This window comes from Parapedomonas caeni (assembly GCF_041060555.1).
In the GTDB taxonomy this organism is placed as follows: domain Bacteria; phylum Pseudomonadota; class Alphaproteobacteria; order Sphingomonadales; family Sphingomonadaceae; genus CAUJIW01.
Genome location: NZ_JBEUDS010000024.1, coordinates 12094 through 24411, shown reverse-complemented (window position 1 = coordinate 24411; position 12318 = coordinate 12094). Strand labels below are relative to the sequence as shown.

Below are 12318 nucleotides of genomic sequence, written 5' to 3'. Positions count from 1 at the left end.
GGTGGAGGCGGTGCGCGAGCGTCGCCTCCATTTTGTTTTCGCCGGAATCTGCCTGTTATTCGAAGAAACTCGGCAGCAGATGGGCGACGATCCGCCGGCCCGCGTCGTCCTCCCGCTCCAGCATGTCGCGCAGCGGCCCGCCGATCAGGGCGTCGCCGAACGCGCACAGGGCAATGAACATCACCACCGAGGTGATCCGCCGCCGGGCCTCGGGATTGCCGCCCGCGGCCTTCTCCTGAATGGCATCCACCAGATCCTGCACGGCAGCGCGGATCGGTTCGAGGTGCGACAGATCGCCGGACAATGCGATCCAGGCCGCCAGCCGTCCGGCGCCGCCCTGATCAAAGGCATCGAACACCTGGTCGACCAGGGCGCGCGGCGCTGCTTCATCGGACCGGACATGCTCCACGGCAGCGGCAAGCGCCTGGGCGAGGTCACGCACCATCGATCCCATCAGCGCCGACTGGAGCCCGGCCGCCGAGCCGAAATGATGAATCAGGTTCGCGTGGGTGACGCCAATGGCATCGCCGACGTTCTTGAGGGTGACCGCACTCGGTCCGCCAGCAATCAGCAACTGACGGGCGGCCGCGACAGCCTCCTGCCGGGCTTCCTCCAGTCCGCGCCGCCGCCGCTTGGGCCGTTCTCCCCCCTTGGACACGCTCGCCAACACCCCGCCTGATGACATTGATGTAAATACCCCATTGACAGTTTCGCTATCTACAATAATGTAAATAACGAAACTTCCGTACCGCTGCAACCCCCCTGGGTGCGCGCGACCCATAGTACACGCCCCCACGACCGCAAGGAATCCTGTCATGACCGAGCCAGGATCGACATCCGCACCGGCGACTGCCCCGATGACCCGGGGCATGGCTGCCCGGACGCCCGACGATCTCGCCATCACGCCACGCGACATCAGTTTCGGCCGCCACGGCCCGCGCCGCCGCTGGTGGCTGGCGGACGACCCCGTGGCGACCGCCGTGTTCGACGCGCTGTCCGTCACCTTTCCGCACGGCGAGCGTTTCTTCATCGACAGCGTGCGCGCCTTCCGGTCGCAAATGCCCGATCCGCTGAAGGCGCAGATCGACGCCTTCGTCGCCCAGGAGTTCATGCACACGCGCGAACACCGCTTTTTCAACAACCAGACCGCCAGCCACGGCATCGACGTCCGGGCGCTGGAAGAGCGTACCCGCGCCGTGCTCGATGTCGCCCGCACCCGGCCGCCGCTGCAGCAGCTGGGCGTCACCATCGCGCTGGAGCATTTCACCGCCATTCTGGCCCACGCGATCCTCACCGACCCGCGTCATCTGGACGGTGCGACCGAGGAGGCGCGGGCGATGTGGCGCTGGCATGCCATCGAGGAAATCGAGCACAAGGCGGTCGCGTTTGACACCTTCCTCAAGGCGAGCAGCCACCTGCCTGCATGGCGCCGCTGGCTGCTGCGCACCTCGACCATGCTGCTGGCGACCGGCGTCCTGATCGGCACCATCACGCGCAACATCGCCGACCTGTTCGCCCGCGACGGCCTGACGGGCCCACGACCCTGGGCGCGCCTGATAGCCTATCTGTTCGTCCGGCCGGGGCTGCTTCGCCAGGTCGCCGGGGCCTATCTGAGCTATTTCCGGCCCGGCTTTCATCCCTGGATCCACGATGACCGGCCGCTGATCGATGCGGTCGAACAGACGCTGGTGCTGCGCGAAAGTCCGAGCCTGTCATGACCGTCGCGCTGCTGCTGCCGCTGCTGGCCGCGACCATCGCCATCGGCCCGGCACCAACCGACACCGGATCGATCCAGGGTACCTGGCGCACCCAGAGCGATGGTGGCGCGACCGTGCATCTCACCGCCTGCGGCGAGGCCATCTGCGGGCATGTCGTCACCTCGCCCCGGCTGCGGGCGCATCCCGATCAGCGCGACAGTCGCAATCGCGACGCATCGCTGCGCGAGCGCCCTCTCAAGGGTCTGCTGATGCTGAAACTGCGGCCGCTGGGGCCCGGCCGCTGGGGCGACGGCTGGGTCTACAACCCGGAGGATGGCGGCACCTATCATGGCGCCGCCGAACTTCGTCCCGATGGCGCCTTGCGCCTGCGGGGCTGCATTGTCGCGCCCTTCTGCCGCAGCCAGACCTGGACGCGCGTCAACTGAAGCTGGCGACCAGGGCCGCCGCTCAGATGATGGCGCGACTGCCCCCTGAACCGTCGCGCCCCAGCGCCACCTTGACCACGTCCAGCGCCTGGCGAAGCATCTCCTGGCTCGACACCGCGCCAAGACAGAGCCGGAGCCCGCCAGCGGCTGCGGGACTCATCATCGGGGCGTCCGGTGGCGTCACCATCACGCCGGCCCGCAGCGCACGCCCGGCCACCCGTTCCGCTTCGAGCAGGGGCATCGGCAGCCAGACGTGCAGGGTCTGCGGCGCACCTGGTGGCGCCATGGCGCTCCCCAGCGCCGCACGAGCGATGTCGGTGCGGGCGCGCACTTCCGCCACGATCTCGTCGGTGATGCGGTCGGCAACGCCATCGTCCAGCCACTGGGCGAACATCAGGCCACCGAGCGGCGGGGGACAATAGCCCAGCGCCCGGGCGCCGATCAGCACGCGATCGCGGTAGTCACCGCCTTCCGGCGGCACGATGAAGCCCAGCCGCAGCCCCGGCGCCAGCGACTTGGACACACCGGCGATGAGAAAGGTCCGCTCTGGCGCCAGATCAGCGAAGCTCGCCGGACAATCGGCGGCCGCGAACACGCGATAGGCATCGTCCTCGACAATGACGAGGTCGCGCGCCCGGGCGACGGCGACGATCTCCTGCCGACGTCCGGCATCGAGGGTGACGGTGGTCGGATTGTGCAGTGTCGGAATGAGGATGACCGCCCGCGCGCCGGTGCTGGCGGCCGCGGCGTCCAGGGCCGCCGGTTCCATGCCGCGCGCATCGGCGGCCACGCCTGCCAGCCGGTAACCGGCATGGTCGGTCAGCGTGCGGATGCCGGGATAGGTTGCCGCGTCGCACAGGATGGTCTCGCCCGGACGGGCCGCCGCCGCGAAAACCAGCGCCATGGCATGCTGGCCACCGTTGCACTGGATCACCGTCGCCACATCGGCGCGGCTGACCCTGTGCCGCCGCCGCAGCCAGTCAGCACCGGCATAGCGTACCGCCGCCAGGCCTTCCACCGGGCCATAGCCGACCACGTCCATGATGTCCGGCCGCCGGCGCACCCGCAGCAACCCTTCATCCAGCCAGCGTCGGGCCGGCTCCAGCGGCGGCAGGTTGAGCGCCATGTCGATCGGACCACCCGACTCGGGCGCGCGCCCCGTCGGGCGGGTGCCAGCGATGAACGACCCGCGGCCGACATGACTGGCGATCAGTCCGCGCCGCTCGGCCTCGGCATAGGCGCGACTCACCGTGCCTACCGCCATGGTCAGCTGATGCGCCAGCTCCCGGTGCGGCGGCAACCGATCACCGGCCGCCAAGCGGCCATTGCGGATATCCTTTGCCAGCGCCTCGACAAGCCGCTCGTACAGCGGCGCGTCACCTTCTTCGATCCTGGGCCGCCACACGGTCATCACCCCGCATTGTTATATGACAATATTGCCTTTGACTCTTGGTTCAATTCTACACATTGAAGGAGCCGGAGGCCACTATGGATTATACCCAGCTCAGCTCACTTGCCCTATACTGCTTTGTCTGCACCGCCACGCCGGGGCCGAACAACATCATGCTGGCCTCCTCGGGCCTGACCTTCGGCTTCCGCCGCACCGTGCCGCATCTGCTGGGCATCAATGTCGGTTGCGCCGCCATGCTCGCCCTGTGCGGACTGGGCGCGGCCGGCCTGTTCGAGGCGAGCCCGTGGCTGCGCTGGGCGGTGCGGATCGCCGGCGCGCTCTATCTGGGCTGGCTGGCCCTTGCCTTGTGGCGCCGTGGCGGCGTCGACACGCACACCAGCGCGCGACCGCTCGGCTTCTGGCGGGCCGCCGGCTTCCAGTTCGCCAACCCCAAGGCGTGGGCGATCTGCGTCCCGGCGATCGCCACCTTCACCACCCCCAACCAGCCGCTGCCGCTGCAGATGGCGCCGATCATCGCGATGTTCGTCATTGTCGGCCTGCCCTCCATCGCGACCTGGGCGGCGATGGGCGCCGGCGCGCGCGAAATTCTCGACAGCCCGACGGTGATGCGCGCCTTCATCCGCGCCATGGCCATCCTGACAGCCCTCACCGCGCTGCTGTTCCTGATCTGAGGAGAAAAGCGATGCTCTCACGTGATGCGCTGTGCGCCCATGCCGATCACTGGATCGCCTGCTGGAATGCCCGGAACCTGGACGGCATCCTTGCCCCCTTCGCGCCCGACGCGTGCTTCATCAGTCCGCTGGCCACCACCCTGACCGGACGCGCCACCATTAGCGGCGTCGAGGCGCTGCGCGCCTACTGGGAAGAAGCACTGCGTCAGGCGCCCCTGCTGCATTTCCGGCCTGTCGGCACGGTGTGCGATGAAGAACGGCAAACGCTCGTCGTGATCTATGAGGTTGACCGCCCGGACGGCACGACGCGCGCCGTCGAGATCATGACGTTTCGTGACGGGCGGCAAATCACGGGGGAGGCGCTTTACGGCGCCCGCCAGCCATGCGCCGGCTGATCCTCATCCTGCTGGCGACCGTGCCTCTGGCTGCCTGCCACCAGATCCCGACGCAAGCCGATTGCACGCCGGAAGCCGATTCCCGCGCGCCGCGCCCGGAAAGCTGCGACGGGCCCACGCTGCCTCGCTTTGCGCGCGGCTAGAAACGCCGCCGTCACCCGGCGCGGCGGTCCATGCGCATCAGAGTCTGCTGGCCCGTCGCGCAGAGCCGGCTGTCGCCGTCGGCGCGCTCGCCATAGACCTTGAAGTCGCAGATCGTCAGCGTGCGCCCCGCGCGGATGACCTGGCCCACCGCCCGCAACCAGTCGCCCTGCGCCGGCGCCACCATGTTGATCTTGTATTCCACCGTCAGCACGTCGCTGCCGTCGGGAAAGACCGAATAGGCGGCATAGCCGCCTGCAACATCAGCAACCGCACCGACGATGCCGCCATGCAGATAGCCGTTCTGCTGACACAGATCCTCGCGATAAGGCAGCCGCACCTCCACCAGACCAGCGGCGGCTGCCGTGATCTCGGCGCCGATCGTCGCCATGAAGCTCTGCCGATCGAAGCTCTCCCGCACCCGCGCCAGCACCGTGTCGTCATCGTTTGCCGTCATGTCGCCTTCACCTTACGCTGCCCGCCCTGGTCCACCGCTTCCAGCCGCTTCATATCCGGCATCCGGAACATCTCCGGATTGGCGCAATACTCCCGCGCCATGTCCAATGCATCCACTCCCCAGAATGTCTCGCCATCCACGATCAGGGTCGGCACGCCAAAAACACCATGTGCGATCGCTATGTCCGTGTTGGCCCTGAGCCCATCCTTGACCGCCGGGACCGTGAGCGGCGACGCCCCCGGCAGCCCCAGCTGCGCACAAAGCGTCTCCATCACGTCCGGCGCGCCCAGGTCGTGTCCCTCCACGAAAATCGCCTGAAAGATGGCATCGACAGCCGCCGGCGTCGCCCCCAGCGACACGATGAGACGTGACGCCTCAAGCGAACGGAACGGGTGAACAGGCGGGAACCGCATCTCGATGCCATGCCGACCGGCGAGCCACAGGCAATGCCGGTAGGTCACGAGCCGCTTGGGCGGAATCTCCGCTGGTCCGCGTTGACCCCAGTGATCAAGCACTGCCGCCAGCACAATCGGCACCGGTCGAACCCGCCGCGGAAATCCGTCGCGCCGCAACAGCCGCCAGGCGAGAAAGGCGAACGGCGAAACCGGATCAAAATAGAAGTCTGCCGCCTCGCCTGTCATCATATGCCTTGCCCTCTTCCCGCGCATGATTGTAATCATGCGATGGTCAGTCAATCACCATATTGTCATGATACAATGTCCTCGCCAGCAACGCTCACATCGACAACCTGTCCCCCCGCGGCGTTCGTACGTCTGACCAACCAGCCGTGGCAGGATACGAGTACACCGGCCTGGCAGGCGTTCGCGCGCAGTTGGGACGACCTTGCCCTCGACGCCTACATGGGCGATGGCGGCCGCTATCGCCAGCGGCGCTACGGCGCCTTCCGGCTCGATGCACGGGGACTGACGCGCCTGCCGCACAAGGCCCATTACCAGGAACTGGCATTCAACCCGCTCAACGGCGGCATCGCCCGCTGGTTCGAACCCATGACAGCCCAAAGTGCTACCGCCACGCCGCTGGTGCAGGCAGCGCTGGGCCTGCAGACCATGCTGGACACGCGGTCGGCAAACACACCAGCCCTCAGTTGGGATGTGGAGGCACACCAGTTCCGTATTCTCGCCACGCCCGATGCCGAAGGCCAGCCGACCCCGGAGGGCCTCCATCGCGACGGCCGCCATTGGGTGTTCATCATGCTGGTGGCCCGGCACAACATCACCGGAGGCGAAACACTGATCGCGGACAACGACGCAAGGCCACTGGCCCGCTTCACGCTCATGCAGCCCGGCGACGCGCTGCTGCTGGACGACCGCCGGCTGCGCCATGCCACTTCGTCGATCCGCCCTTCCGACCCTGACCGCGCCGGATGGCGCGACGCCCTGGTCCTCACCTTCGCGCCAGCCTGAACGTCCTGGTGCTTTCGCTGGACGCCATGCCCCGGACCGGGCTAGATCGCGACAGCAAGCCTGAAATGTCAACGAGGGTGGCCATGGCGCAATTGATCGGCAAGGCAGTGCTGGTAACCGGCGGGTCGCGCGGCATTGGCGCCGCCATCGTCAAGGCGGTCGCCCATGGTGGCGGCTTTCCCATCATTCATTACGGCCATCGCCGCGATGCCGCCGAAGCCCTGCTCAAGGCCATCGGCGGTCAGGGCGCCATCGTTCATGGCGACCTGCGCGCGCTGCAGGCGGCGCGCCGGATATGGGATCAGGCAGTGGCTGCCTCGCCGGAAGGCCGCATCGATGTACTGGTGAACAACGCCGCCATCTCCTACCCCAGCGGCATTGAAGCCGAATGGGAGCAGTGGGGCTCCGACTGGGCCAATACCCTGCAGATCAACGTCGTCGCCACCGCCGACTTCTGCAAGGAAGCGGTGCCCCACTTCCAGCTCAACGGTGGCGGCCGCATCATCACCCTGACCAGCCGCGCGGTGCATCGTGGCGACCAGCCGCAATACATGCACTATGCGGCCTCCAAGGCCGGCCAGGCGGCCATCACCAAGTCGATCGCCCGCGCCTACGCCCGCGATCACATCCTCGCGTTCAATGTGGCCCCCGGCTTCACCCGGACCGACATGGCCGAGGAATGGGTGCAGACCTATGGCGAGGCGTCGGCCAGCGGCGACATTCCGCTGGGCCGGATGGCGACGCCGGAGGAGATCGGCCAGATCGTCGCCTGGCTGGCTTCGGAAGCCCCCGCATCGCTGACCGGCGCCACACTGGATGCCAACGGCGCCAGCTACGTGCGCTGAGCCACCGCCTCCCGACGCCGGCGCCGACGCCATGCTGCCTCTCGGTTAACCCTTTGCCGTAAGTCGCGGTTAAACCGTCGTCCCGTAGGACGAGGCGATGAGCAGAATGCCATTCCATGTACTGGCGTCGCTGGCAATGACCACGGCGCTGCTGACCTCTCCAGCCAGGGCCCAGGCAAGCCAGGGCGTCGCCGAAGCCAGCTACGTCGCGCGCGCGGACGACACTTTCAAACGGCTGTGCACCAAGGACTATGTAGTCAATCCCGCCTGCGACTGCCTGCGACGCTCCGCCCGCCAGCAATTCACGCCGAAACTCTACTTCGGCGCCTCCACGGCGATGGTGTCGCTGTATTTCGCCAGCCTGTACGGCCCGGGCAATAGCGACCGGCTGCTCAGCGCCAAGCGCGCCGCCGAGGACGAGCTGACCCGCGCCCACGGCTTCTCCAAGACCGACCTGCGGCCGATGTGGCGGGATCTCGACGCCATGCGCCAGCGCTGCGACGCGCGGCAGACCTGGTAGGACCGCCGCGCGCCGGCTCAACATTCATTCACGCCGCGATCAGGAGACGGTGACGACCACCTTGCCCTGCGCCTGACGCCCCATCAGCCAGCGGATCGCCTCCGGCGCCCGCTCCAGCGGAAAGGTCTGGCTGACGTGCGGCTTGAGCTTGCCCTCGGCGTACCAGCCCAGCAGCTCACGCATGTTCGCCATATGGACATCGGGTTCCCGTCGGGTGAAGTCGCCCCAGAACACGCCGACAATGGCCGCGCCTTTCAGCAGCGGCAGGTTGAGCGGCAGCGACGGAATTGGACCACCGGCAAAGCCGATCACCAGGTAGCGTCCGTTCCAGGCCATGGAGCGGAAGGCCGGCTCCGCGAAATCAGCCCCGACCGGGTCGTAGATCACATCAACGCCGCGACCGTTGGTGACCAGCTTGATGCCCTCGCGCAAATCCACGGTGGAATAGTTGATGGTGAAATCGGCACCATACTGCTTGGCCAGTTCGAGCTTCTCGTCGGTGGAGGCGGCGGCAATCACTTCCGCCCCCATCACCTTGGCCAGCTCCACCGCCGCCAGGCCGACACCGCCGGCCGCACCCAGCACCAGCACAGTCTCACCCGGTTGCAGGCGGGCGCGCTGCTTGAGCGCATGATGGGACGTGCCATAGGTCATGGTGAAACCCGCCGCCACCTCGAACGGCATGGCATCCGGAATCACGAAGCAGTTGGCGCCCGGCACCACCACCTGTTCGGCGAACCCGCCTGACAGGGTCATGCCGATCACCCGATCGCCCGGCCGGACGTGACTGACGCCCTCGCCCACCGCATCGACGACGCCCGCGACCTCGCCGCCCGGCGAGAACGGAAACGGCGGCTTGAACTGGTACTTGCCCTGGATGATCAGGGTATCTGGAAAATTGACGCCAGCGGCATGGACCCGGATGCGCACGGTTCCAGGCGCCACTTCTGGCACCGGCATGTCGCGCAGAACAAGACTCTCCGGCGGCCCGAAGGCCTCACAAACAACAGCTTTCACAAACGCCTCCCTGATAGACTGCCTTGAAATCAGGCATTGATAAGGGGCGTAGCTTAGCTGAATCGCGCCGACCGGCAACTGTCGCATCCGCCCGGCGCGGCAAAGGCCGGACCGGGCGGACGCTGAGGCCGCTTACTGGGTCGGATTGGTCTTGAGATAGGCGATCAGGTCGGCACGATCCTTCGCGTTGGGCACCTTGACCGTCATCCGCGACGACGCGAACATCTTTTTGGGATCAGTGAGATAGGCGTCCAGCGTCTTCTCGTCCCACTTCGCCTTGGACTTGGCGTAGTCGGGCGAGAACTTGAACTTCGCGGCCGTGCCGACCTGCCGGCCAAATACGCCCGCCAGAGATGGGCCGGTCATGTTCTTCTCCGGCTTCAAGGTATGACAGCTCGCGCACAGCTTGGTCTTGAACAACTTGGCGCCATTGGCTGCGTCACCGGCCGCATGAGCGCCCGATGTCATCGTGATCACGGCGGCCAAGGTCAGCACGCCCATCCAGGTACGCATAAAACCTCCTCGGGGGATGAGTTGAAACAGGCTCTTCAATCACGCAGGCCGCCAGGAAGCAATCGGTCTCGATGTCACAGGGGGCCGCGTCAAACTGGCCATGGCGAGGGGCCGGAAAAGATGCCAAGCTGACGACAGTGGCCATCTGATCAGGAGCCTCCGCCATGCGCGCCATGGTTCTCGACCGCCCGGGGCAGCCGCTACGCCTTGTCGAGCGCGAGACGCCGAAGCCGGGGCCAGGGCAGGTATTGCTGCGGGTGTCGGCCTGTGGCGTCTGCCGTACCGATCTGCACGTGGTCGATGGCGACCTCACTGAAGGTAAGCTGCCCATTGTCCCCGGTCACGAGATCGTCGGGCGTGTCGAGCAGCTGGGAACCGGCGTGGTCAGCCTGCGCTTGGGCCAGCGCGTCGGCGTGCCGTGGCTCGGCCACACCTGCGGCCATTGCGGCTACTGCCTCAGCGATCACGAAAACCTGTGCGACGACCCGCGCTTCACCGGCTATCAGATCGATGGCGGCTACGCCGACTATTGCGTGGCGGACGCGCACTATTGCTTCGCCCTGCCCGACAGCTACGATGACGTCACCGCCGCGCCGCTGCTGTGCGCCGGCCTGATCGGCTATCGTGCCCTGCGCATGGCGGACGAGGCCAAGACGCTGGGTCTCTACGGCTTCGGCGCCGCCGCCCACCTGATCGCCCAGGTCGCGCGCTGGCAGGGCCGCCACGTCCACGCCTTCACGCGCCCTGGCGACATCCAGGCGCAGGACTTCGCCCGTTCGCTGGGCTGCCGGTGGGCCGGCGGCTCAGACGAGACGCCACCGGAGTTACTGGACGCCGCACTCATCTTCGCCCCCGTCGGAAGCCTGATCCCCGCGGCACTGCGCGCCGTGCGCAAAGGCGGCAAGGTAGTCGCCGCCGGCATCCACATGAGCGACATCCCGAGCTTCCCCTACCGCATCCTCTGGGAGGAGCGACAGATTCTGTCCGTGGCCAATCTCACCCGACGCGACGCCGAAGAGTTCCTCGCCCTGGCACCCCAGGTGCCCGTCGCCACGCATGCCATCCCCTATCCGCTCGCGCAGGCCAATCAGGCTCTTGATGACCTTCGCGCCGGCAGGCTGGCAGGCGCCGCCGTCCTGCTCCCCTGAGCCGGCATCGGCACACCGCTGCGACGCGCGCGCTGGCATCGGGCCGACAACCGGCTATGCTGTGCAGTCTTGGGGAGACTGCCGTGCAGGAATTGATTGTATACCGCGATTTTGCGCTGGCACTGGCTATCGGCCTGCTGATCGGCGTCGAACGCGGCTGGCGTCAGCGCGCGGCCGAGCCGGGCAGTCGGGTCGCGGGTATCCGCACCTTTGGCCTGATCGGTGCCATCGGCGGCGCCGCGGGTCTGATGCAGGGGCAGGCCTGGGCCATTCCGGCGGCATTGCTGGCCGTCGCCATTGTCATGGCGGTGGGATACGCCGCCCACGTGCGTGACGAAACGCATGCCAGCGCCACCACGGCGATCGCCGGCGTCCTGACCGCGTGCATTGGCGCCCTGGCGACCGCTGGGCATCCGCTACCTGCGGCGGCCGCGGGAGTCGTCGCCGCCCTGCTGCTGTCCCTGCGCGACGAACTGCACGGGTGGCTGAAGAGCCTCACCGCCGTCGAGCTGGAGTCGACGCTGCGCTTTCTGCTGATCGCGGTAGTCATCCTGCCTGTTCTGCCCAATCGCAACCTCGGCCCGTACAACGCGCTCAATCCGTTCGAGATCGGCCTGGCCGTCGTGCTGCTCTCTGGACTGTCGTTCATCGGCTACTGGGCGATCCGCCGGTTCGGACCGCGACTGGGGCTGATGCTGACGGCGGGCCTGGGCGGGCTGATCTCCTCGACCGGCGCCACCTACGCGTTGTCGGAGCGCTCCCGCGCAGCCGCACAGCCGCCAACGGTGATCGCGGCGGGCATTCTGCTGGCCTCCACCATCATGTTCGTCCGTGTCATCATTCTTGCCGGTGTGACGGCGCCCTCCCTGTCGGCCCGGTTGATGCCGACCATGGTGGCAGCGGCGCTGGCGGGCCTGATCTGTGCCGCCATTTACTGGCGCCGAAGGTCCGATGATCGCGATGCGAAGCCACTTGAGCAGGGCAACCCGCTCGCCCTCAAGCCCGCCCTGCTCTTCGCGGCGTTCCTTACGGTGGTCATGGTTGCCGCGCGCTGGGCGGTCGACAATTACGGCGAAAGCGGGCTGTTCGCCGTCGCGGCCTTCACCGCGCTGGCCGATGTCGACTCAGTGGTGCTGTCGGTCGGCAAGCTTGCCCGCACTGAACAGCACTACGACGTGCTGAACGCCGCCATCTGCCTGGCGGTCGCCATCAATACCCTGGTCAAGGCCGGCATCGCGGTCACCCTCGCCGAGCGCCGGGCAGGCCTGCTGGCCACCGGCGGCTTCACCGCGATGCTGGTCTGCGGCGGCATCGCTTTCATGCTACTCGGCGCATGAGCGCGACCCGCGCGCGCCTTGCGGCGCTGGTGCGCATCCGCCTGCCCCGCTGTCCGGGGCTTTATCGGGACGAGATTGTCCGGCGCCTCGCCGCAACCCCGTGTCCACCGGCCCTGGAACACAAGGCGGTCGAGGAGATGGCGCGCGCCGTCATCCGCCATCAGCTCACCGATTACGACAGGCTGATGCAGAAGCACGGCCTGACCCGCGACGAAGCGCGGATCGCCGTCGAGGAGGAGGTCGCGGAGTGGCTGGCCGAGTGGCGACACGCCGCCATGTGAGCGGCGGCGGCGCTG

The 12318-nt window shown here is 67.3% G+C and carries 17 protein-coding genes; 11 read left to right on the top strand and 6 right to left on the bottom strand.

All coding sequences use genetic code 11. The features are described 5' to 3' along the window. Nucleotides 1-55 precede the first annotated feature (55 nt). Complete coding sequence (locus tag ABU113_RS14050; RefSeq protein ID WP_454560128.1) at nt 56-781, bottom strand: TetR/AcrR family transcriptional regulator; 726 nt, start codon at nt 779-781, stop codon at nt 56-58. Nucleotides 782-869: 88 nt separating this feature from the next. Between ABU113_RS14050 and ABU113_RS14045 the strand changes: the two genes are divergently transcribed. Continuing rightward, the gene (locus tag ABU113_RS14045; protein WP_454560127.1) at nt 870-1718 is read left to right on the top strand and encodes a metal-dependent hydrolase; all 849 of its coding nucleotides are present in this window, start codon (nt 870-872) and stop codon (nt 1716-1718) included. Further along, a complete protein-coding gene (locus ABU113_RS14040; RefSeq protein WP_454560126.1) occupies nt 1715-2143 on the top strand; it encodes a DUF2147 domain-containing protein in 429 nt (142 codons plus the stop codon). The genes ABU113_RS14045 and ABU113_RS14040 overlap by 4 nt, the downstream gene beginning before the upstream one ends. A 22-nt stretch (nt 2144-2165) precedes the next feature. Here the strand turns inward: ABU113_RS14040 and ABU113_RS14035 are convergent, their stop codons facing one another. Continuing rightward, nucleotides 2166-3554, bottom strand: a complete 1389-nt coding sequence (locus ABU113_RS14035; RefSeq protein WP_454560125.1) for an aminotransferase-like domain-containing protein — start codon at nt 3552-3554, stop codon at nt 2166-2168. Nucleotides 3555-3631: 77 nt separating this feature from the next. On the opposite strand from ABU113_RS14035, the gene ABU113_RS14030 reads away from it, so the two are divergent. The 3 genes from ABU113_RS14030 to ABU113_RS14020 are packed head-to-tail and all read left to right on the top strand — an operon-like array spanning nt 3632 to nt 4763. Further along, nucleotides 3632-4225, top strand: a complete 594-nt coding sequence (locus ABU113_RS14030) for a LysE family translocator (RefSeq protein ID WP_454560124.1) — start codon at nt 3632-3634, stop codon at nt 4223-4225. A gap of 11 nt (nt 4226-4236) precedes the next feature. Then, nucleotides 4237-4620 carry a nuclear transport factor 2 family protein gene (locus ABU113_RS14025; protein ID WP_454560123.1) on the top strand — a complete coding sequence of 128 codons (384 nt, stop codon included), beginning with the start codon at nt 4237-4239 and terminating at the stop codon, nt 4618-4620. Then, entirely contained in the window at nt 4608-4763 is a 156-nt protein-coding gene (locus ABU113_RS14020; protein ID WP_454560122.1) for a hypothetical protein, read from the top strand. The genes ABU113_RS14025 and ABU113_RS14020 overlap by 13 nt, the downstream gene beginning before the upstream one ends. Nucleotides 4764-4774: 11 nt before the next feature. Here the strand turns inward: ABU113_RS14020 and ABU113_RS14015 are convergent, their stop codons facing one another. Further along, nucleotides 4775-5218, bottom strand: coding sequence for a PaaI family thioesterase (locus tag ABU113_RS14015; protein WP_454560121.1), 444 nt, complete (start codon nt 5216-5218; stop codon nt 4775-4777). Next, complete coding sequence (locus ABU113_RS14010; RefSeq protein WP_454560120.1) at nt 5215-5862, bottom strand: DsbA family protein; 648 nt, start codon at nt 5860-5862, stop codon at nt 5215-5217. Before ABU113_RS14010 ends, ABU113_RS14015 begins: the two co-directional genes overlap by 4 nt. A 72-nt stretch (nt 5863-5934) precedes the next feature. Between ABU113_RS14010 and ABU113_RS14005 the strand changes: the two genes are divergently transcribed. The 3 genes from ABU113_RS14005 to ABU113_RS13995 all read left to right on the top strand — a co-directional run bounded on the left by ABU113_RS14005 (nt 5935) and on the right by ABU113_RS13995 (nt 8007). Next, complete coding sequence (locus ABU113_RS14005) at nt 5935-6642, top strand: 2OG-Fe dioxygenase family protein (RefSeq protein ID WP_454560119.1); 708 nt, start codon at nt 5935-5937, stop codon at nt 6640-6642. Between the two features lie 83 nt (nt 6643-6725). Continuing rightward, nucleotides 6726-7487 (top strand): SDR family NAD(P)-dependent oxidoreductase, encoded by a 762-nt coding sequence (locus ABU113_RS14000; protein ID WP_454560118.1) that lies wholly within the window; start codon nt 6726-6728, stop codon nt 7485-7487. 97 nt (nt 7488-7584) lie between these two features. Next, nucleotides 7585-8007 (top strand): hypothetical protein, encoded by a 423-nt coding sequence (locus ABU113_RS13995; protein WP_454560117.1) that lies wholly within the window; start codon nt 7585-7587, stop codon nt 8005-8007. A gap of 39 nt (nt 8008-8046) precedes the next feature. Here ABU113_RS13995 and ABU113_RS13990 read toward each other — a convergent pair whose 3' ends face one another. Together ABU113_RS13990 and ABU113_RS13985 are read right to left on the bottom strand one after the other, a co-directional pair. Beyond that, on the bottom strand, nt 8047-9024 hold the full coding sequence (locus ABU113_RS13990) for an NADPH:quinone oxidoreductase family protein (RefSeq protein WP_454560116.1): 978 nt from the start codon (nt 9022-9024) through the stop codon (nt 8047-8049). A gap of 132 nt (nt 9025-9156) precedes the next feature. Next, nucleotides 9157-9525 carry a c-type cytochrome gene (locus tag ABU113_RS13985; RefSeq protein ID WP_454560115.1) on the bottom strand — a complete coding sequence of 123 codons (369 nt, stop codon included), beginning with the start codon at nt 9523-9525 and terminating at the stop codon, nt 9157-9159. Nucleotides 9526-9701: 176 nt separating this feature from the next. On the opposite strand from ABU113_RS13985, the gene ABU113_RS13980 reads away from it, so the two are divergent. The 3 genes from ABU113_RS13980 (at nt 9702) to ABU113_RS13970 (ending at nt 12303) form a co-directional block, all read left to right on the top strand. Beyond that, nucleotides 9702-10685 (top strand): zinc-dependent alcohol dehydrogenase family protein, encoded by a 984-nt coding sequence (locus ABU113_RS13980; RefSeq protein ID WP_454560114.1) that lies wholly within the window; start codon nt 9702-9704, stop codon nt 10683-10685. An 83-nt stretch (nt 10686-10768) separates the two neighbouring features. After that, nucleotides 10769-12022 (top strand): MgtC/SapB family protein, encoded by a 1254-nt coding sequence (locus ABU113_RS13975; RefSeq protein WP_454560113.1) that lies wholly within the window; start codon nt 10769-10771, stop codon nt 12020-12022. Further along, nucleotides 12019-12303, top strand: a complete 285-nt coding sequence (locus ABU113_RS13970) for a DUF2293 domain-containing protein (RefSeq protein ID WP_454560112.1) — start codon at nt 12019-12021, stop codon at nt 12301-12303. The genes ABU113_RS13975 and ABU113_RS13970 overlap by 4 nt, the downstream gene beginning before the upstream one ends. The last annotated feature ends 15 nt before the right edge of the window (nt 12304-12318 follow it).